The organism is Lactococcus protaetiae (genome assembly GCF_006965445.1).
Taxonomy (GTDB): Bacteria; Bacillota; Bacilli; order Lactobacillales; family Streptococcaceae; genus Lactococcus; species Lactococcus protaetiae.
In genome coordinates, this window is the sequence record NZ_CP041356.1 from 1,158,257 (window position 1) to 1,176,789 (window position 18,533).

Annotated in this window: 26 protein-coding genes and 1 pseudogene; all 27 read left to right on the forward strand. The window is 37.1% G+C overall.

The genetic code is table 11. The features are described 5' to 3' along the window. Positions 1-123: 123 nt before the first annotated feature. The 27 genes and pseudogenes from FLP15_RS05795 to FLP15_RS05915 all read left to right on the forward strand — a co-directional run bounded on the left by FLP15_RS05795 (position 124) and on the right by FLP15_RS05915 (position 18,463). Complete coding sequence (locus FLP15_RS05795; protein WP_142766341.1) at positions 124-498, forward strand: KxYKxGKxW signal peptide domain-containing protein; 375 nt, start codon at positions 124-126, stop codon at positions 496-498. Next, entirely contained in the window at positions 480-1,970 is a 1,491-nt protein-coding gene (locus FLP15_RS05800; RefSeq protein ID WP_142766342.1) for an immunoglobulin-like domain-containing protein, read from the forward strand. The genes FLP15_RS05795 and FLP15_RS05800 overlap by 19 nt, the downstream gene beginning before the upstream one ends. Next, on the forward strand, positions 1,967-2,116 hold the full coding sequence (locus tag FLP15_RS12715) for a hypothetical protein (RefSeq protein ID WP_190288356.1): 150 nt from the start codon (positions 1,967-1,969) through the stop codon (positions 2,114-2,116). The genes FLP15_RS05800 and FLP15_RS12715 overlap by 4 nt, the downstream gene beginning before the upstream one ends. A 192-nt stretch (positions 2,117-2,308) precedes the next feature. Then, complete coding sequence (locus FLP15_RS05805; RefSeq protein WP_190288357.1) at positions 2,309-2,812, forward strand: conjugal transfer protein; 504 nt, start codon at positions 2,309-2,311, stop codon at positions 2,810-2,812. A 71-nt stretch (positions 2,813-2,883) separates the two neighbouring features. After that, a complete protein-coding gene (locus tag FLP15_RS05810; protein WP_142766344.1) occupies positions 2,884-3,111 on the forward strand; it encodes a hypothetical protein in 228 nt (75 codons plus the stop codon). Beyond that, positions 3,111-3,422 (forward strand): TcpD family membrane protein, encoded by a 312-nt coding sequence (locus tag FLP15_RS05815; protein ID WP_142766345.1) that lies wholly within the window; start codon positions 3,111-3,113, stop codon positions 3,420-3,422. Before FLP15_RS05810 ends, FLP15_RS05815 begins: the two co-directional genes overlap by 1 nt. Positions 3,423-3,425: 3 nt before the next feature. Continuing rightward, the gene (locus tag FLP15_RS05820; protein WP_142766346.1) at positions 3,426-3,863 is read left to right on the forward strand and encodes a TcpE family conjugal transfer membrane protein; all 438 of its coding nucleotides are present in this window, start codon (positions 3,426-3,428) and stop codon (positions 3,861-3,863) included. Further along, positions 3,835-6,381: an ATP-binding protein gene (locus tag FLP15_RS05825; RefSeq protein ID WP_142766347.1), complete on the forward strand. Its 2,547-nt coding sequence runs from the start codon at positions 3,835-3,837 to the stop codon at positions 6,379-6,381. The genes FLP15_RS05820 and FLP15_RS05825 overlap by 29 nt, the downstream gene beginning before the upstream one ends. Beyond that, positions 6,381-7,685 (forward strand): hypothetical protein, encoded by a 1,305-nt coding sequence (locus FLP15_RS05830; RefSeq protein ID WP_142766348.1) that lies wholly within the window; start codon positions 6,381-6,383, stop codon positions 7,683-7,685. The genes FLP15_RS05825 and FLP15_RS05830 overlap by 1 nt, the downstream gene beginning before the upstream one ends. Then, positions 7,682-8,452: a hypothetical protein gene (locus FLP15_RS05835; protein ID WP_142766349.1), complete on the forward strand. Its 771-nt coding sequence runs from the start codon at positions 7,682-7,684 to the stop codon at positions 8,450-8,452. The genes FLP15_RS05830 and FLP15_RS05835 overlap by 4 nt, the downstream gene beginning before the upstream one ends. 14 nt (positions 8,453-8,466) lie before the next feature. Continuing rightward, positions 8,467-9,048: a phage tail tip lysozyme gene (locus FLP15_RS13040; protein ID WP_223804740.1), complete on the forward strand. Its 582-nt coding sequence runs from the start codon at positions 8,467-8,469 to the stop codon at positions 9,046-9,048. After that, positions 9,045-9,488, forward strand: a complete 444-nt coding sequence (locus tag FLP15_RS13045) for a CHAP domain-containing protein (RefSeq protein ID WP_223804741.1) — start codon at positions 9,045-9,047, stop codon at positions 9,486-9,488. Before FLP15_RS13040 ends, FLP15_RS13045 begins: the two co-directional genes overlap by 4 nt. A 19-nt stretch (positions 9,489-9,507) precedes the next feature. Further along, a complete protein-coding gene (locus tag FLP15_RS05845) occupies positions 9,508-10,443 on the forward strand; it encodes a hypothetical protein (RefSeq protein ID WP_142766350.1) in 936 nt (311 codons plus the stop codon). A 93-nt stretch (positions 10,444-10,536) separates the two neighbouring features. Continuing rightward, positions 10,537-11,031: a hypothetical protein gene (locus tag FLP15_RS05850; RefSeq protein WP_142766351.1), complete on the forward strand. Its 495-nt coding sequence runs from the start codon at positions 10,537-10,539 to the stop codon at positions 11,029-11,031. Positions 11,032-11,052: 21 nt separating this feature from the next. After that, the gene (locus FLP15_RS05855; RefSeq protein WP_142766352.1) at positions 11,053-11,544 is read left to right on the forward strand and encodes an antirestriction protein ArdA; all 492 of its coding nucleotides are present in this window, start codon (positions 11,053-11,055) and stop codon (positions 11,542-11,544) included. A 77-nt stretch (positions 11,545-11,621) separates the two neighbouring features. Continuing rightward, positions 11,622-11,849: a hypothetical protein gene (locus FLP15_RS05860; protein WP_142766353.1), complete on the forward strand. Its 228-nt coding sequence runs from the start codon at positions 11,622-11,624 to the stop codon at positions 11,847-11,849. Between the two features lie 69 nt (positions 11,850-11,918). Then, positions 11,919-12,131: a hypothetical protein gene (locus tag FLP15_RS05865; protein WP_142766354.1), complete on the forward strand. Its 213-nt coding sequence runs from the start codon at positions 11,919-11,921 to the stop codon at positions 12,129-12,131. A gap of 61 nt (positions 12,132-12,192) precedes the next feature. After that, entirely contained in the window at positions 12,193-13,401 is a 1,209-nt protein-coding gene (locus FLP15_RS05870; RefSeq protein ID WP_142766355.1) for a tyrosine-type recombinase/integrase, read from the forward strand. 110 nt (positions 13,402-13,511) lie between these two features. After that, positions 13,512-14,080, forward strand: a pseudogene (locus tag FLP15_RS05875) (thymidine kinase). 99 nt (positions 14,081-14,179) lie between these two features. Further along, on the forward strand, positions 14,180-15,253 hold the full coding sequence (gene prfA / locus FLP15_RS05880) for a peptide chain release factor 1 (protein WP_142766356.1): 1,074 nt from the start codon (positions 14,180-14,182) through the stop codon (positions 15,251-15,253). Between the two features lie 61 nt (positions 15,254-15,314). Next, complete coding sequence (locus FLP15_RS05885; protein WP_142766357.1) at positions 15,315-15,662, forward strand: hypothetical protein; 348 nt, start codon at positions 15,315-15,317, stop codon at positions 15,660-15,662. Further along, positions 15,632-15,880 (forward strand): hypothetical protein, encoded by a 249-nt coding sequence (locus FLP15_RS05890; protein ID WP_142766358.1) that lies wholly within the window; start codon positions 15,632-15,634, stop codon positions 15,878-15,880. The genes FLP15_RS05885 and FLP15_RS05890 overlap by 31 nt, the downstream gene beginning before the upstream one ends. Position 15,881: 1 nt before the next feature. Further along, positions 15,882-16,133 (forward strand): hypothetical protein, encoded by a 252-nt coding sequence (locus tag FLP15_RS05895; RefSeq protein ID WP_142766359.1) that lies wholly within the window; start codon positions 15,882-15,884, stop codon positions 16,131-16,133. A gap of 28 nt (positions 16,134-16,161) precedes the next feature. Beyond that, the gene (gene prmC, locus FLP15_RS05900) at positions 16,162-16,983 is read left to right on the forward strand and encodes a peptide chain release factor N(5)-glutamine methyltransferase (protein WP_142766360.1); all 822 of its coding nucleotides are present in this window, start codon (positions 16,162-16,164) and stop codon (positions 16,981-16,983) included. Positions 16,984-17,086: 103 nt separating this feature from the next. Continuing rightward, entirely contained in the window at positions 17,087-17,512 is a 426-nt protein-coding gene (locus FLP15_RS05905) for a GNAT family N-acetyltransferase (protein WP_190288358.1), read from the forward strand. Next, positions 17,509-17,871: a hypothetical protein gene (locus FLP15_RS05910; protein WP_142766362.1), complete on the forward strand. Its 363-nt coding sequence runs from the start codon at positions 17,509-17,511 to the stop codon at positions 17,869-17,871. Before FLP15_RS05905 ends, FLP15_RS05910 begins: the two co-directional genes overlap by 4 nt. After that, the gene (locus tag FLP15_RS05915; RefSeq protein ID WP_142766363.1) at positions 17,861-18,463 is read left to right on the forward strand and encodes an L-threonylcarbamoyladenylate synthase; all 603 of its coding nucleotides are present in this window, start codon (positions 17,861-17,863) and stop codon (positions 18,461-18,463) included. The genes FLP15_RS05910 and FLP15_RS05915 overlap by 11 nt, the downstream gene beginning before the upstream one ends. Positions 18,464-18,533: the final 70 nt, after the last annotated feature.

The following is an 18,533-nucleotide window of genomic DNA, read 5'->3' on the forward strand; positions in this document are numbered from 1 at the left end:
TTGTTGCAATGTTATGATTTTATTATATTCTATAAATCTCATTTAAACAACTGATAAAATAGAAATATTAAAAAAAAATATAAAAATTGAAATACTATCAAATAAAAATATCGAAAGGAAGTTATGAAAAAAGAAAAACAAGGTTTCCGAACGTGGAAACGTGGGAAAACATGGGTAAGTGCGTTAGGGGTAACTCTAATTATTGGAAATACGATACTTCCGGTTGTAGTTAATGCAGACACACCCCAAGTACAAAACATACAAAGTGCAACGGTGAATGATGATGGCAGTCAGATTATTTTTGTGAATGGAACGGAATTACAATTGAAAAAGGGGGATTCATTCACAGCTTCGGCACAACTTGCTCAACTGAAAAATAATGACGGCTCAATCAATGATGGCACAACGCTTAAAGCCACGATTGACAGTAAAACTGTGGCATTAGATGACCCTCAAACGCTTACCGTTGGGGGCATACAGTGCTTTACTCGTTCATAGATAAAGACGGCTCAACCGTTCAAAGAACGTTAACGGTTAATGTGAGCAGTCAATCAGCGCTTAACTTAAAGTCAGATGAAATCACATTGAAAGTCGGTAAAACGTTTGACGGTCAAGCCCAAGTCGCAAGCCTGATTAATTCAGACGGCTCAAGTAATGATGGGGCAACATTAAAAATTGACACCCGTCAGCTTGACCCGACCAAGCAAGGAACGTATGAGGTGACCTACTCTTTTACAGATGATGTCGGTCAAATCATAACAAAAACATTGACGGTCAATGTGGTAAGTGGCGCAGTGATTCATTTAACGACTTCTCATGTGAATTTAACGTGTGGCGATTCTTTTGACCCTAAAAGCTATATTGAAAGCGCCTTTGATTCAGACGGTAAAACACCTTTTGATGTGAATAACATTCAAATTGATTCAACAGTGAATACGACTAAAGCAGGAAATTATAAGGTCACGTATTCATTCACGGACAATCTCGGAAATCTCATCACCAATACGTTACGTGTCTATGTTCAGAATAAAGCAAGTCTAACCCTTACCACAAATGAAATCACCCTAACCTGTGGGGATTCATTCAGTGCTCAATCTTATTTTTCGCAAGCGTTAAATTCAGATGGTAAAACACCCGTAGAGTTTAGCCAAATTGCGATTGATTCAATGGTAAATACCACTAAAGCAGGGGATGTCCAAGTGGTTTATAGCTTTGTGGACAGTTCAGGTCAAACTCAAAGTCAGACGCTCCTTGTTCATATCCTAGATAAGGCAAGTCTAACGTTGCTTGCGGACACCGTGAAAATTCACGCAGGAAATGAGTTTAACCCTTTGGACTTTGTCGTGAGCGCATTAGATTCGGACGGCAAAACCCCTGTTTCGCTCTCGCAATTGACGGTCAATTCTAATGTGAATATGCAACAAGCAGGCACTTATCAAGCCGTGTATAGCTTTGTGAACAGTTCGGGTAACGTTGTCAGTCAAACATTGACGATTGCTGTTTATGGGGAAGTGTTGCCAACACCAGTGATTCCACCCGTGCTACCTACAACACCACCTAAAGATAGTCCAATTGCACCAGTGATTCCAACACAACCAATTCCACCAAAAGCGAAACCTAATGCACCTGTGTCAGTCGGAACGGTCGTTACTCTCCCTTCGTTTGTTGATTCAAATGCGGACGGAACATCAACGGCTGATTTTGAAACGCCATCAAGTTTCTTGCAGAGTTCAAAAAAGGACAAGGACGTCAAAAAGTCAACCAAAGATAAAACGAGTAGTCAACCAACAGATAAAACAAAAACGCTCAAACAAGCCATGATTGAAGCAGATTCACAAAATAAAAAGAACCACAAGAAAAATAATGTGATTCAAACAGTGATTAAAATACTTGGGGCATTAATAACGATTGGGGCATTGTTGATATTCTTGATTTTAAAGCGTAAAAATAAAGCGAGTGAGCAAGAATGAGTGAGTGTATCATGATTCGATTGATTCTGTCAGTGATTCGTCAGTTGTTGAACTTGCTAGCACATTGGATGGGTAAAATCATTATCTTTGTATTAATACTGGTAGTGATTTTTCTTATTTTAAAACATCATGGGGCGAGGGTTTAAAACTAGTCCATTTTTTCATTGAGCAAATGAAACGTTGAGTGAAAGGAGAACATCATCAAACTAACATCATCAAAGGCAGAAAAGCCTGAAAAGAAAAAAATATCAAAAGCAAAATATAAAAAAGAACCACAAGAAAAATGGTCGCCTCAAAAAGCCCTTCATCTTTATCATGTGCTTTTCGGTGGCTTGCTTTTGCTTAATGTCGCCTTGATTGCCCTTGTTGGGTCGGGTTTTCAGCCCACACACACGATTATTAATCGGACGGAAACCACACAAAATACAACGTCAGGAAGTTTAGATTATCGGGCAAAGGCTTATCTTGATTCTTTTGTTCAAACTTATTTTAATGTGCCAAAAGAGGATAATGCGCTTTCTGATTATAACAAGAATATTCAAGCGTATTCAGATGGACAATTGCCTACCTTAGCCCAAGGACAACAACTTAACCCTACCCAACTAAAAAGTGCGACATTGCTAGAGTTGACGAGTAGTAACGCCAGTTATGCGGTGACTTATGTAACCGCAGGAAAAACGCATAATACTATTTTTAATGTGCCTTATCAAAAATCAGGCTTAACCTATGTCGTTAATTCCCAACCTTATTTTACAGCGATTCAGAAATTGCAAGGGGCATTTAAAGATAAGGTACAACTGGGGCAACTGACACCTTGTCACAAGCTCAAAATGAAGCCTTAGACAACTATGTTAAAAGCTTATTCACTGCTTATACCAGTAGTTCAAATACTTTACCCTTGATTTCAAAGGGGTTGAAATTAAACTTAGACCAAACGTTTAAGTCGGTGGACTACACGTACTACACCCAAAATAAAGACGGGTCATTTACTGCAACCACCCAAGCAACATTTGAAAATGCGATGGGAACACACGCAGAGAATTGGACATTTAAGATTGCAGCACAAGGCAATTCCTATTTTGCAAGTGATTTTAAACATACGATTGATAAAAACTATATTCAACAAGGAAGGAAAAAATAATGAATAAATTCATGTTAACATTAAGCCAAAAAGAAAGCATTGAAAATCTTATCTTGCAAGCAAACGTAAAACAGTTGGCGGTCGCAGATGGAGGGCTAAAACCTGTTTTTGATTGGGCTTGGAATGGCTTTATCCAATATATTATTTTAGGGATTATTATTGTAGTCATTGTAAAAGCATTGCATAATCAGAAAATGTTTACAGTCATATTAGCTGTGATAGGTGCAAGCTTTGGTTGGTATTTTGTGACAAACTTTCAAACGGTCTTTAACTTTATTAATCAAGGTTGGAGTAAATTATTTGGAGGGTAAATCATGGCAGAAAATCAAAGAAAAGAGTTAAATCTGTCTTATACTCGCCTCTATCAACAACCGCACCTTGTTCAACATCTTTTTGGTAATCGTTATTTAGAGCGAGCATTGAGAATATCGGTAATTTTTTACGGTGGAGGTGTAGGTATTGTTACTTTTCTTTTTTTGTGGAAGATTTTTCAAGCAAGTTTAGGTTTTGCTCTTGCAAGCGGAGTATTTAGCGCCTATTATGGCGGTATTTTTTTATCAGAGTTAAAACCTGATGGAAAACATTTACCCATTTTTTTAAAAGACTGGTTCGTTTATCGTTTTGAACATTGGAAAAAGGGTTATTTTTATAAGGGTGAATTTTTTGAGGAAAATTTAGCAGAGCTGACCGTTGTAGATTTTGAAAAGAAAGTGAGGGAATGGAATGAAGAACAAGAGCGCAAAGTTGCGTAGCAGAATTGTAGATATTCACGATTCATTGGTACTAAAGGAAGATGGCGCGGTTCATCTTCTTTTGAATGTTCCGTCAACGGTGATTTCATCAAAAGATGAAAAAGGACGGCTCAAATATAAAAGTAGGCAGGTTCAGGCTTTTGGTGAACTTGAAAAGTATGTTAATTTTGAAGTTTTTGAGCTTTCTTTTTCTTTGGATTTAGCCAATGAATTTCGCAAGCTTTCTAAAAATTATTATCCACCGTGTGCGCCCTTAGCCATTTATATTGGGGAACAAATCACAGAAAACTTAAATTTAGAGCTGGGGCGTCCTTATGAATACCGCTCTTTTATCACTGTTCCTTTGAAAACAAGAAAGATTCCGCTGAACTGGAAAAAGGCGAAAAAGTATGCCAAAGAGGAACTTTCTAAACAAGTGGTGAGCTTATTTAATAAAGAGGTGGGTTTTGCTCCCGATTGGTATGAAGAATTTAGTCAAGAAGCTAAGGCGGTACGTTCGAGTTTAATGTCAATCGGCGCAGACTTTATGACCTCCGAACAAACCGCTTTTGTTTTTGCGTCACGTTATTTGAAAGGCTTGAAAGTAGATTCAGTAGAGATTCAAGCACATCTTGATAGTTCCTATGAAGCGATTGACGAGGCAAAGCTTTACTTTTTGGCAGAGGGGGTTGTCGGTCATTATTCAAACCGTCAGTTTGGTTATTCTAAGAGTTTACCCATTATCGCTGACCCTACGGTAATGAACGGTCAAGATATCGAAGCTTTTTTTCACTCCTTTAACTTTGAAATAAGCACTTTTTGCAGGGCAACTTTTGCTAGTTCACATGGGGTAAATGCGCCACTCAAAAGAGGAAATCGGGCAAAAAAACGAGCCAAAAATATAGGTCAGGAAGCGGAACAAGCAGACAGTCGTCAAAGAACTGACGTAATCATGGCGCAAGAATTAGCAGAATATCAAGAGCAAGATATAGAAAAAGGGAAGAAGTTCTTAGACTTTGTTTATTCTATTGAAATCTACGGTGTTTCTCCTGAAGAAATTTGGGAAAAAGAAACCATTTTGATGGCTGCAACGAAAGATACCGAATTAGAAATCTCTAGCGGAAAAGCAGACCAAGAAAAAGAATTTTCAGTGAGCCGTATAACTGAAGGACACAACCGAAAGCTTGATGTCTTTGTGCAATCTCAACCCTTAGAAAGTTTTTGTGAGCATTTGTGGTTTGCAAGTAATAGTGTCGGCTCAAAACGAGGGTTTTACATTGCACGTGTGGTTGACAGAGTAGATTCTTATAATGGAGATACCCAACGAGCGATTGAGGATTCAAACAAGCTTGTCTTTTTTAATATGTATGAAGCGAACAAGAAAATCAAAGGAAAGAAAACCGACAACGGACATATTTTAATTATAGGCGAAACAGGGTCAGGTAAATCTTACCTGACAAAACTTCTTTTCCTTTGCCATTCTTTACTAAGAAGTCAAACGCTCTACATTGACCCTAAAGCTGAAATGCGCAAACAATACATGGAAGTCTTGGAAGAATACGAAAGTCAAGGACTGTATCCTGAATTGTGTGATTACATCAGGCAAATTAACTTTGTCACGTTGAAATCAGAAAACACAGAAAATCATGGGGCGCTTGACCCCTTTGTCTTTGCGCCAAGTACGACTTGTAAAGACCTTGCGGAAACAATGGTCGCAGAGCTGTTGGGTGATGATTATGACAATAGTGTGAAGTTTAAAAATGCTTTTCTTAGGACGGTTGATGAACTATTGTTAAGGAGAGAAACAGGAGAGCAAATCGGATTTTTACACGTTTTTGATGAATTGGAAAAATCAGGGATTGAGGAAGTCGTAGAACGTGCGGAGTTGACCCTTGCAAAAGTCAATAATTCGGTCTTGCAATTGGCTTTTTCACGTGGAGAAAATCGAGGCTTAGACTTAGAGCAACACATGACGGTACTTGAAGTGTGGGGGTTAGACTTACCAAAAAATGGCGGTCAAGCCAAAACTCAAAGTCAAATTAAATCCTTAGTTCTGATGTACGCTCTGGGCTATTTCTGCCGTGCCTTTGGGGAACGTTCCAAAGCGGAAACGAGTGTCTTTGTGGATGAAGCGTGGTTTATGATGAATAGTGAGGTTGGCGACAATATTCTTACTGAAGCAAGACGGACAGGACGGTCGTATAATAATTTCCTTGTCCTTGTGACGCAATCTTTGAAAGATAGTACAGGAGCAAAGCAAGCAGGTGACGCAGAGAACGAAAAAGATGATACAGGCTTTGGTACAGTCTTTGCTTTTAATACAGTGACTAAAACTGACCGTTTATTGAACTATTTGAAAGTGCCAGTCAATGAGGACACGTTAGAGTGGGTGGATAATATGACACAGGGAGAATGTCTGATGAAAGACCCTTACGGACACATTGAGCGAATTGTTATTGATGGAATGTTGCCAGAAATCACTCGACTTTTTGACACGGTAGAAACGGATATGGATTTTGAATATGACGAGGTGGCTTAATGGAAAAATTAAAATGGGGAGTGCTTGCTGTTATTGGGGCAATGCTCTTTTTTTGTGTCAGTCCAACACGAGCTGATACAGCAGGGGATGGACTAATCAAACCACCTTTTCTTACAGGAGAGTCGAGCGATTCATCAACTCACACTCAAAATCCAACGGTTAATAAAAATCCAAGCTCAAAACCAAGTAATAACACGACTTCCTCGAACAATTGGGCAAATAATATTGATAATTTTGACCCTAATGACCCTAACTCTCCGAGCGGTCAAGCGACAAAAGCAAATAGAGATAATTTGTCGCTCTACACTTCTTATATCATAGATGGTAAAAACCCTTTGACGGCAGGCGGTCAAAATATGATTCATACCGTTTTTGTACAAGGGGCTTTTGGAATTGCCAAAGCAGAGTATCAATTGGTGAATACGGTTAAAAATTCTTTAGGAAAGAATAATATTTTAACCGAGCAAGCGAACAATCAATTCAAAACTTCAAAATCGGTCTATGACAAGCTAATGGGCACTGGATTTGGTTATATTGCTGTCTTTGGGATTCTGTTAACGCTGATTCGTGCCCTTGCGAAAGGACGAGTGCCACAGGCTTTCTTATCACTCTTTTTTATTCTCTCCATTAATGCCATCTTTTTCGGCGCAGGGAGTGATTTTGTGACAAAAACAAATACCGCAGTCGGTCAAACCAAAGACGCCATTGTTCAAACCATTGCAGGAGAGAGTAGCACGGATTTAAAAAACATCATGGTAACTCAACCTTTTCTTTATCTTAATTTTGACGAGGTAACCTTAGATGAAAATGGCGTGAGTAATATCACACAAGCTCAAATCGACCAACTTTTAGCGACAAAAGGTGATTCGGATGCAGTCAGCGCAGTGAATAAAACATTAAAATCAGACCACCTCAAATATGCCTCAATTGGCTCAAAAATTGCGACAGCGACATCAGCGGTCATCGCTAATACGGTCTATCTGCTTGTTTTTGGCTTCTTGTCGGTTGTCAGCTTTGTTTTTCAACTCTTAGCTTTATTATTGATTGATTTTGCTTGGGTAGTGGCGATTCTTTCTTTCTATCCCGCTTTTAGTAACGCCATGCTCACCTTTATCAAGAAAATTTTTCAATTTATCCTGATTGGATTATTTTCAACGGCGGGTGGAGCAATCATTATTTTGTTTAATACCATTGTGACGAATATTTTGGTGTCAAGTAACATCAAAACGTATGCCATGCAAAATTGGTTGAAAGTGATTATTATCATTGGTATTTATGTATTCAGAAATCAGTTGGGGGATTGATTCAAAAAGGAGAGCTTCAAGTTGGACGCTTGATTGGTAAGATTCAAAATAGCGCCAGTCGGGCAGGTTCACAAGCCTTTGGGGGTGTAAAATCAGGCTTAGTTGCTGGTGCAACCGTAGGAGCAGTTAATGCAGAATTGCTTAAAAACGGGATGGCAAGGCGTGCGTTTGGTAATGGTGCAGGGGTAAGAAGAAATCTCTCTGCCATGCGTAAAGAGCGACAGATGAAAAAGATAGCGAACAAGTTGAAGCAGGACAAGCTTACGCCTGAACAACGTGAGAAACAATGGAATAAAGGTCAGAAACTTGTCAATAAAAAAGATAAAAAAATGGAACAACTTGACCGCTTAAATCGCCAAGAAAAGTCAATGAATCGGCGAGGTCAACCGCTCACACCTGAACGGCTTGAAAAGAAAAAACTGAAACAGAAACAAGAAGCTTTAGAGAAAAACACTAAAGGTTATGACGCGTTAAGTGATGTGTTAGAGGAAACAAAAGAAAAACAAGCCACTGCAGAGCGCAGACAACTTTACCGAGAAAATCGTGAGGAGCGGCAGAAAGCCATTCAAGAAAAGACGCAAGCAACCCGTCAATTGGCAAAAGAACAGCCTAAACCAGAGCTTGCCCCAAAATATGGGCGGACAAAATCAACGGTGAAGTCTGAAAGAAAGCGTCAGCGTAAAGTCTTAACAGGCGCAAAAGTTGAGCCTCAAAGTGAGGTCATTCGCCGTCAGATGGAAGAACAAAGCGGAATCACGAGATATTAAGAAAGGAAATTTTAATGAAGAAAAAAATAAGTGTGGCGATTATTCTTGCCTTTTTGTTACTTCCGCTTTCAGTAGTGATGATGGGCGGAGCTGGCGGTACAGATGTATCGGCAGGCATGACTGAAATAAATAATGCTCAAATGGACGAGGCGCATAAAATTTGGGTTCAAGGACACAAGGAAGGCGGAACAGATGAAGGTGTAGCGTCTTTAATGGGTGTTTGGCAACAAGAATCAGGATTGAAAGCAGATGCCATTCAATCAGGGGCAACATTCAATGAAGATAAAGCAATGAACGCAAGCCTTGGAGGTTATGCGTTTGGACTGGCACAATGGGATGGTGGACGAAGGGTCAATCTTTTGAATTTTGCTAAAAGCGAAAATGCGGATTGGAAAGACGTTGGACTTCAACTTGATTTTGCGTTTAATCATGATGGCTCTGATTCAACGTTGCTTAAACAATTGATTAAGGGAACAGAGGTTACTCAAACGGTAACGGCATTAACTCAAAAATATGAGCGAGCAGGGGTTGAGGCAATGGCACAACGGATTTCCAATGCGAACTACTGGCTCAATACGATGAGAAATGAGGGATGAGTTCAAATGGTTCAAGTTCTGCCCCAGTGCCGACATTGCCGAGTGGTTGGACGATTGATAAAGCCATGAACATAGGAAACTATGGAACGCAAGCATATGCTTATAAACAGTGTACGTGGTGGGTCTATAATCGGGCGAAAGAATTTGGAATTACCTATGATTCATATATGGGCAATGGCGCAGATTGGCAACACAAAGCAGGCTATCAAGTTACAATGACCCCAACACTTCATAGTGCGGTGAGTTTTAGCGCAGGTCAAATGGTGGGCGGACAATGGCAGGCAGACCCTCAATATGGACACGTGGCTTTTGTAGAAAATATTCACTCGGACGGTTCAATTCTCATTTCACAGTCAGGAACTGGATTTAGTACAGTGTTTACTTATCAAGTGTTAACGAAGGCACAAGCCAGTCAATTGCATTACGTGATAGGAAAATAAGAAATAGGAGAGAGAAAAAATGTGTGAGATTTTTTATGAAATAGATGGAATTAATGGTTATTTGGTGAAAGCTAGTTTCAAATATATTGAAAGTCAGAGGATATATAAACTCTTAGAATTAACTGGTATATCCAAAGATGAAGAATTTTATGATTTTATAAAAGAATTTGATAATAAAAAGGTCGTCGAAAATGTAAAACAAGTCGCCTTTAATTTGGTTAATTGTATGACTGGGGGAGGTGATGTAAATATTTATCTCATTGTTGATTTCTTTAATCAGATTCATTTTAAAAAAGTTGAAAAAGTCAACTCAAAAAAAGTAGACCCTTCAAGCAGATTTAAGATTGTTGAACTAACACAAATAAATTATGCAGAGCTTATGCTTGATGTTGTGAATCAAACAGACCAAGAAAATTGGGATTACTTTAGTGAAGATGATGGACAGCTTGCAAATGAATTTCTTGATTATGGTAAATTTTCTAGGGTTATCACAAAAAATGAATATGGGAAAGAAATTGCGGTCGGATATGTTCAGGTAAGATTACTAAAAGAGCAAGCACCTCAACTCCTTTATAAAGATTTCTACCATTTGGCAGGACTTGGCGGAATTAATTTATGGGAAAAAAGCAAAAATTCAAGTCGAGATTTACCAATATATATTGATGTGATTGCCATAAAAAAGCAATATCAAAATCAATTAGACTTACTAAAATTAGTACCACAAGCACTAAGTGAAATTGTAGAAGATATTGATTTAACTATTCCAGATATTGCCTTTGGTAAGGTATTTGCGGTTGGTGTAACTAAGCAAGGTCGTAAAATGTGTAACTTATTGAAGATGGATAAGTGCTCCGAGGTTGAAAGGGTAGAGAGTGGAATTACTCACATTCGAACACTTTATTGCTCAGAAAGAAGTACATTTAAAAATAATTTAAAATCAATAACAAAAAAATAGTCGATTAATGTTCGGCATTAACCTAGTTTTTACGTTGAAAATTCCAGGATTTTTAAAGTTAATTCCGAACAATAGAAAACAGAAAGAGATAAAATGTTAGAGCTATCAGATTTTAAAGCGCAAGAAAAAGCTTCTGAGCGAAGAATGCAAGAAAAATATTTACGCTTTGACTATCGTTTACGAGAAATTGAACAGGAATTAATGTTACGCCCCTTTGCAAAACTTTCAGAGGTAATGGTTTGGGCTGAAAATCTAAAAAAATATATTGGAAAAATTCATCTCATGCAACAAGAAAGTATTCAATTTTCTAAAGAGGATTGGGGAAAACTCGTACAAAGTATGATGGGATATATCAGAGAGGATAATGATTCAATTTCTATTTTTTCTGAATATGTCCTTTTTCTTGTCTATCTTGAAAAGCGATACAAACAAAGATTATATGTCTTTGGGAACTATTTAGATAATAGTGTGCGCTATATTAAAGGATATGCGGAAGATATGGAAAGTCAAGGTTTTTCATTAACAGGAATTCTTGCGGAAGTTCAATCATTGAATGAGATGAACTGGCTGAGTATCTTAAATTATTAATTAGAAAAGGAAAAGTGAAAAATGGAAACACTAAAAATTTATGTTGTAAATTTGCAAAGTTATAACAACGGAAGAACAAGAGGGCGTTGGTATGAGTTACCAGTGAATTTTAGACAAATTCAACGTGATTTATTGCTTGATGAAGAACATGGCGAGGAATATGCGATCCATGATTTTGAGAACTTTTACGGTTATAGAGTAGGTGAATATTCATCAATCAAAGAACTCAATGAATATGCCGAAAAATTAGAAGAAATTTCTGATATAGACCATTTAAAAGATTTTCTTGAAATTTATGATATTGATGATGTTATTGATAATAAAGATGATTTAGACTTTGTGGAGGCTAGAGATGATGAAGATTTGGCGCAAGAATTAATTGAGCGAACGGGCGGTTTAGAAACATTAAGTGTAGAAACGCTACAAAGATATTTTAACTTTGGTGCTTATGGTCGAGAATTAGCACTTACTGATTATTCACAAACAAGTCATGGATATATTAGAAATATTTAGAAATTTAGTAGTAAGAGCAAGAAAAAATCTTGCTCTTTTTAAGTTAATGAGTGGGGAAAGTTGTGAGGGAAAATTAAATGAGAATTAAAGATGATTATGAACGTAAGCAAGTTAAAGGTGGTTTTGACCGACTTGATAAGCAGTTGTTTGAAGCAAAAAGTGCGAGTTCTGGTGCAGTGTTTAGGATGAACTTTGGAGATAATGGAAGTAAGGAAGTCCAAGAAGTTCACCAGATTTTTAAGAAAGTTGACAAACTTTTGCAACAAGCTTATTCAGAATTAAAAAAGGTAGAAGAATATTTTTAAAAAAGTAGGAGAAGGGCAAGAAAAAATCTTGCTCTTTTTTAGTTTGGTTTGAATAAAAAAAGGGGAAGTATGGAAGGGATTATTATTGAGAGAAAACTGGTAAATGCTGATGATATAGCTAAATTTTATTCAATTAAGAAAAAAACAGCTCAAAATAGAATAGCAGAAATGAAGAAAGACCCTAGATTTATTTCAAGTGATTTTTTTAGAATGAGCGGTAGAGTATGGTTTCCCGCTTTTGATGAGTTTATTAGGCAAAGGGATGAGGTAAAATACAAGTGAAATATGATATAATTTAGGTTGTATTTTAAATTTGTCCTTTGCTGATAATGAAAGGATAAAGATGAAAGTTGAAGAAATAAAAGAAGGTAGTTTATGGTGGGAATTACGAGGAGATAAGTTTCTTTGGAGAATGCGATTTTATAATCCTAATATTAGAGGAGAGGATAAGGTATCTGTTACTCTTAATTCAAAAACGCGTCAAGCTAAAAATAAAGCTCGGATTTTGCTATTAAAAAAGGCAAAATTAAAAATTGATTCAGAGACAAATATGATGAATCCCTATTTAGAAATTACTTCATTTGATTTTGAGAAAGTTTCGAGTGTTTGGTTAGAAGATTGTAAAACAAGGTTGAAACCCTCTACAATTATCCAGCGTAAAAAAATAATTAGAATATTTGCACATAAATTTGGTAAACAAAAAATGTCAGATTTTACAGTTTTTCAAGTACAGAGCTTTTTCAATCAGCTTAAATTGAAGAAATCTACGATAAGTGAGTATTTTCAGATTCTTAAGTTAGTCTTTGATTTTGCAAAAAGAGTGGAAATAGTTGAAAATAATGTGCTTGATAAAGTTAAGATAACATATCCTAAAAAAACATTAGAAGATTTAAAAAGGTCTGAGAGAAAGTTATTTACTTGGGAAGACTTGTCATTGGTGTTTGAAAAAATGAAAGAAAGTTCTAATCCTCAAACTCTTAGAGTTAAATTAATCTTAGAATTTTTGTTTTTAACAGGACTGAGATACTGTGAATTAGCAGCTTTGAAAATTAATAATTATGATGCAGAGGAAAAAGTTATTTCAATAGAGAGTAATTTGGATTATAGCGAAGGGATACTTAAGCGAAATCATGTTTCTCCTAAGACGTTGAGTTCATATAGAAAAGTTCCATTGACAAAACGAGCAATTGAGATTATAGAGCAAATAATGTTAGAAAATGCTCAAAATAAATTTGATAATTATATTGATTATGGATATATTTTTACAAGTAGAACAGGTAATCCTTGGAGTATTTCAGGTATTAATCGTTCTTTTCGTACTTTTGGGAAAAAAACTGATTTAGATAAGCAGTTTTCTTGCCATTGTATGCGGCATTCTCATATCTCTTTATTAGCAGAATTAGAGGTTAATGAGAAAGCTGTTATGCAACGAGTGGGGCATAGTACATCTAAGATTACTCAAGAAATTTATACTCATGTAACTCCGAAAATGGATAGTAAATTATTAGAGAAATTGAATAATTTTAGTGGGCAATTTAGTGGGCAAAATTGAGTGAAAAATAGGGTATTATAGGGAAAATCACAAAGTAAATTAAAGTGATAGAAAAAGAAGAACCTTGATAATAAAGGGTTTAGATATATTTTTGAAAGAGAGATAAACAAATGGCACAATTTTATTTTCGATATGGCACAATGAATTCGGGTAAGAGTATTGAAATTCTGAAAGTTGCGCATAACTATGAAGAGCAGGGGAAACCTGTCCTTTTGATGACTTCAAGTTTGGATACAAGAGCAGGAGTTGGGCAAGTTGCGAGTCGGATTGGGATGAGCGCTTCTGCTGTGGCGATTGATGATGAAATGAATGTGTATGACTATGTTGCGCAGTTGGTTGAGAAACCGTATTGTGTATTGATTGATGAGTCACAGTTTTTGTCTAAGAAAAATGTCTATGATTTTGCGCGTGTTGTTGATGAGTTGAATGTTCCTGTGATGGCCTTTGGTTTAAAAAATGATTTTCGTAATGAACTTTTTGAGGGGTCAAAATATTTGTTATTATTGGCGGATAAAATTGAAGAGATTAAGACGATTTGCTGGTATTGTAGTAAAAAAGCTACGATGGTGATTCGAACAATAGATGGCAAGCCTGTTTATGAGGGAGAGCAGTTGCAGATTGGGGGAATGAAACCTATATCCCAGTTTGCAGGAAGCATTATTTTAAACCTGAGATTTAAAAATAGATTTTGGTAATAAGTGAACTGCGGTATAGATGAAAATTTAAGTATAAATGCTTTGGTTTTCATGAATTAAAATAGTTGAAGGAAAATGGAAAAATGTTTGATCAATTAGAATCAATGATTGGAAGATATGAGGAGTTGGGAGAGTTATTGTCTGACCCTGAGGTAGTCAGTGATACGAAGCGTTTTATGGCGTTGTCACGAGAAGAGGCAGATTTGCGTGATAAGGTCGCGGCTTATAATGAATATAAGAAGACTCTTGAAACGATTTCTGATAGTGAGGAAATGTTGGGTGAGAGCGGTCTTGATGATGAGATGAAAGAGATGCTCAAAGAAGAACTTTCGGATGCTAAAGCCCAAAAAGAAGTGCTTGAAGAACGCATCAAGATTTTACTTTTGCCTAAAGATCCTAATGATGGTAAGAATATTATCTTGGAAATTCGTGGAGCTGCTGGTGGAGATGAAGCCGCGCTTTTTGCGGGTGATTTGCTCAATATGTACCAGAAATATTCAGAAGCACAGGGCTGGAATTTTGAGATTATGGAGGCAAATGTGACGGGAATTGGTGGGTATAAAGAGGTATCTGCCTTAATTTCTGGCAACAGTGTGTATTCCAAGTTGAAATATGAATCTGGTGCGCATCGTGTGCAGCGTGTGCCTGTGACTGAAACGCAAGGGCGTGTGCATACTTCGACAGCGACGGTGCTTGTTATGCCTGAGGTAGAGGAATTTGAGCTGACCATTGACCCTAAAGATTTGCGAGTGGATATTTATCATGCATCGGGCGCTGGTGGACAAAATGTCAATAAGGTAGCGACTGCGGTACGTATGGTTCACTTGCCAACGGGGATAAAAGTTGAGATGCAGGAAGAACGGACACAGCAAAAAAATCGAGATAAGGCGATTAAACTGCTTAACACTAAGGTTTTTGACTACTATCAACAGATTGAGTTGGATAAACAAAATACAGAGCGCAAAGCGACTGTCGGAACGGGTGACCGTTCAGAGCGGATACGGACTTATAATTTCCCTCAAAACCGTGTGACAGATCATCGGATTGGGTTGACTTTACAAAAGCTGGATACGATTTTGTCTGGGAAGATGGATGAGATTATTGATGCTCTGATTGTTTATGACCAAACGAAGAAGTTGGAAGAGTTGAATAAATAAAAGAGCATATCCAACTGCAACATTGGAAGACTTTGAAAGGTTTATTTGACTGGAGGAGTTTATGGATATTTCTCAAGGATACTTGGTGAAATTTAAATGGAAAACCTATGTAATTGTTGGCTTAATTTCTTTAATAATTGGGATTTGGGCGATTTTGATAAATTATTTTACTTTTCATGTGATTCTCCCTAGTCCATACTCAGATATTACGGGTTTGGAAGGAGGAGTGATGGTGGTGATGTTTCTCTCTTTTTTGATTGCTTTTATAGATTGGATACTTTTTATAAGTCTTCTTATTTATCTTCCTTTTCTATATTTTGACCATCAAATTGTTAAAAGTGGTACGGTTTGGAAAAATTTTCATAAAACGGTGTTGACATGGAAGAAATCAGTGGTTTTAGAGTTTTAGTTATTGATAAAAAAGTGAATACTGGACGTGGAATGAATTATACCGCAGGTATGGACACTTTAAGAATTGTTGATAAAGATAAAAAAATTTTAGCGGATATTCTTTTTAAGAATTTACGGAAAGAAAGTGAAAGTTTTATTCCTTTGATGACTGAAGAGTGGAAAAAACATCATCCAAATGAGGAAATGATAGAACTCAAAAATTATTGGGAGAGATGAAATGTGGATTATTCATTGGATTGGTGGGTTGCAGGTTGAGCTGGTTGTGAACGGTTCGGATTCTCTCGCGATTGAGCGGATTTATCGTGAGCGTCATCAGCTTTCTAAGGAAGAATGGTTAAACTTCATGCAGACACCATTAACTGACGAAATTGCATCAGAATTGACAGAGATAAAGGAGCGTGTCAAGCTTCAAGGAAGACCTTATTGTCCAGAAAAAGATGAAGACTATTGGAAGTCTAGAGGCTTTTGATTAATGGCACGGAAAGGAAAACTTAAAAATGTTGTGGATTGAGGCAGTCCGTATGCTGTCAGCAAATTTGGAAGAACCTTTTGCTTTGGAATTTGTTTATAGAAACTTATATGAGCTGACAAAATTGGACTGGCTCAACTTACAGCGGCAAGAAATCACTGACAGCGAGCGGTCAGTGCTGACAGAATTGGCAAAGCGTCTAAAAAATAATGAGCCACCTCAGTATATTGTAGGTTGGGCAGAATTTTGTGATTTGCGTTTTAAAGTTGATGGGCGAGTCCTCATTCCTAGACCAGAAACAGAAGAATTGGTGCAGCTCATTTTGTCAGAAAATGCTGAGGATGAATGTTTGTCAGTAGTAGATATTGGAACAGGTTCGGGGGCAATTGCAGTGGCGCTCGCAAGCAAAAGAAAAAATTGGCTTATTGAGGCATCTGATTTATCTAGTGATGCGTTGAGTGTGGCGGTAGAAAATGCTGACAGAAATGTTGTCAGTGTCCATTTTACGAAATCTGATGTTCTGTCAGCATTTATGGAGGGGAAAAAATTTGATATTATCGTGTCAAATCCGCCGTATATTGCATTTTATGATACAGATGAGGTGGATGATTCTGTCATTAAATATGAACCAGACTCCGCGCTTTTTGCAGAGAATATGGGTCTAGCCATTTATGAAAAAATTGCTAAAGAAGCTCCATCAGTGCTGACAGAAAATGGTAGAATTTATCTAGAAATCGGATATAAACAAGGGCAAGCTGTAAGTCAGATTTTTCAAGAACAATTTGCTGACAAAACGGTGACCGTTCATCAGGATATTTTTGGTAAAGATAGAATGATTAGCGTGAAATGACAGAATGTAAGTAAGACATTGCTGCATACTTTCATGGGATAAATTGAAGCTATGACTTACCAAAGTGCAAAGCGAAACTGATATGAAGTCAGTGGAAAGGGAAATGATGGAACTAAAACTTATCGCAGAACATAAACAAGATTTCTTACCGTTGCTCGCACTTGCTGACAGTCCAAAGTTCATCAAAAATTATCTTGAACGAGGAGAACTGTATGTCTTTGAAGACAAGGCAGTTGCTTTGGTGACTAAGGAGGAGGATGGGAGCTATGAAATTCAAAATTTTGCAGTTGCTGTATCCTTTCAAGGAAGAGGTTTTGGTAAAATTTTCATGCTAGAGCTCTGTCGCAAATATTCTGGGCAGACTTTACTTGTACGCACAGATGAATATACTGCGAAGTTCTATGAAAAATGTGGTTTTACAGCCTTCAAACGTGTAAAAAATTACTTTCCTGAAAAATATGGAGAGCGCATTTTTGACAAAAGTCGAGAATTGATTGATAATATTTACTTGAAAGTGGAATTAACATGACAATAGAAAAAGAATTTCGTGAAGAAGGATTGGCGTTACAACGAGAGTTTGCGATTCTTGAGCGAATGATTAATGAAAACGAGATTGAAATGGCTACCGAGGAATTATCCTTTTCAAAAATGATGCTGACAAGTTATATTGAAAAAATTAAAACTGCTGACGGAGAAAAAATTGGTGTCATAGGTAAAATTTTTCGCCATCCTTACCATGTTCCAGAAGAATTTATGAAAATCGTTATCGCAATGGTTGCGAAAGAAAAACAACTCTCCAAACAGTTGAACAAAAAACAAGAAAAACAGCATAATCAAGCGAATCGAGAAGCAGCGAGAAATCGGAGAGCGGGTAAAAATGCAAACTGAAAAAGCAATAAATGCACTAAAAAGTGGAGAACTTGTAATTCTTCCGACAGAAACTGTCTATGGATTATTTGCTGATGCGACACAGGAGCAAGCGGTCAAAAAACTTTATGCAGTAAAAGGACGTCCGACAGAAAAAGCGCTCAATATGAATGTTTCAAGCTTTGATACTATTTTGAAGTACAGCAAAAATCAGCCGACTTATCTTGAAAAATTGGTTGCAGAATTCTTGCCAGGACCATTAACAATTATTTTAGAAGCTTCGGAAAATGTTCCAGAATGGATTCATATTGGGAAAACTACAGTTGGATTTCGGATGCCAGCTATTTCGATGACTCAGAACATTATAAATGAAGTTGGGGTTTTAGTTGGGCCATCCGCAAATTTGACTGGAGAACTTAGTCCGCGCTTTTTCTCAGATTTAAGTCAAGAGATTTTGAAAAATGCAACAGTGGCGATAAAGGATGACAGTGTTTATGGCTTAGATACAACCATTATTGATTTGACAGGAGAGAATCCTAAAATTTTACGTCAAGGTGCAATCACACGTGAGGAACTTTTATTCGCTATTCCCGAACTTTCTAAAATTATTTAGTGAATTCCGGTTATAAGATTTGGAAATGAATGTTAGACCCGATATAATAGTATTATCAATCAGGGTTTAG

Excerpts from the sequence above, each read along its gene's own strand:
- FLP15_RS05860 (WP_142766353.1), top strand. The coding sequence starts at position 11,622 with ATGAGAATTAAAGATGATTATGAACGTAAGCAAGTTAAAGGTGGTTTT.
- prmC (WP_142766360.1), top strand. The coding sequence starts at position 16,162 with ATGTTGTGGATTGAGGCAGTCCGTATGCTGTCAGCAAATTTGGAAGAA.
- FLP15_RS05905 (WP_190288358.1), top strand. The coding sequence starts at position 17,087 with ATGATGGAACTAAAACTTATCGCAGAACATAAACAAGATTTCTTACCG.
- FLP15_RS13040 (WP_223804740.1), top strand. The coding sequence starts at position 8,467 with ATGAAGAAAAAAATAAGTGTGGCGATTATTCTTGCCTTTTTGTTACTT.
- FLP15_RS05830 (WP_142766348.1), top strand. The coding sequence starts at position 6,381 with ATGGAAAAATTAAAATGGGGAGTGCTTGCTGTTATTGGGGCAATGCTC.
- FLP15_RS05865 (WP_142766354.1), top strand. The coding sequence starts at position 11,919 with ATGGAAGGGATTATTATTGAGAGAAAACTGGTAAATGCTGATGATATA.
- FLP15_RS05825 (WP_142766347.1), top strand. The coding sequence starts at position 3,835 with ATGAAGAACAAGAGCGCAAAGTTGCGTAGCAGAATTGTAGATATTCAC.
- FLP15_RS05890 (WP_142766358.1), top strand. The coding sequence starts at position 15,632 with ATGGAAGAAATCAGTGGTTTTAGAGTTTTAGTTATTGATAAAAAAGTG.
- FLP15_RS05915 (WP_142766363.1), top strand. The coding sequence starts at position 17,861 with ATGCAAACTGAAAAAGCAATAAATGCACTAAAAAGTGGAGAACTTGTA.
- FLP15_RS12715 (WP_190288356.1), top strand. The coding sequence starts at position 1,967 with ATGAGTGAGTGTATCATGATTCGATTGATTCTGTCAGTGATTCGTCAG.
- FLP15_RS05815 (WP_142766345.1), top strand. The coding sequence starts at position 3,111 with ATGAATAAATTCATGTTAACATTAAGCCAAAAAGAAAGCATTGAAAAT.
- FLP15_RS05895 (WP_142766359.1), top strand. The coding sequence starts at position 15,882 with ATGTGGATTATTCATTGGATTGGTGGGTTGCAGGTTGAGCTGGTTGTG.
- FLP15_RS13045 (WP_223804741.1), top strand. The coding sequence starts at position 9,045 with ATGAGTTCAAATGGTTCAAGTTCTGCCCCAGTGCCGACATTGCCGAGT.
- FLP15_RS05850 (WP_142766351.1), top strand. The coding sequence starts at position 10,537 with ATGTTAGAGCTATCAGATTTTAAAGCGCAAGAAAAAGCTTCTGAGCGA.
- FLP15_RS05885 (WP_142766357.1), top strand. The coding sequence starts at position 15,315 with ATGGATATTTCTCAAGGATACTTGGTGAAATTTAAATGGAAAACCTAT.
- FLP15_RS05855 (WP_142766352.1), top strand. The coding sequence starts at position 11,053 with ATGGAAACACTAAAAATTTATGTTGTAAATTTGCAAAGTTATAACAAC.
- FLP15_RS05910 (WP_142766362.1), top strand. The coding sequence starts at position 17,509 with ATGACAATAGAAAAAGAATTTCGTGAAGAAGGATTGGCGTTACAACGA.
- FLP15_RS05845 (WP_142766350.1), top strand. The coding sequence starts at position 9,508 with ATGTGTGAGATTTTTTATGAAATAGATGGAATTAATGGTTATTTGGTG.
- FLP15_RS05795 (WP_142766341.1), top strand. The coding sequence starts at position 124 with ATGAAAAAAGAAAAACAAGGTTTCCGAACGTGGAAACGTGGGAAAACA.
- prfA (WP_142766356.1), top strand. The coding sequence starts at position 14,180 with ATGTTTGATCAATTAGAATCAATGATTGGAAGATATGAGGAGTTGGGA.
- FLP15_RS05870 (WP_142766355.1), top strand. The coding sequence starts at position 12,193 with ATGAAAGTTGAAGAAATAAAAGAAGGTAGTTTATGGTGGGAATTACGA.
- FLP15_RS05820 (WP_142766346.1), top strand. The coding sequence starts at position 3,426 with ATGGCAGAAAATCAAAGAAAAGAGTTAAATCTGTCTTATACTCGCCTC.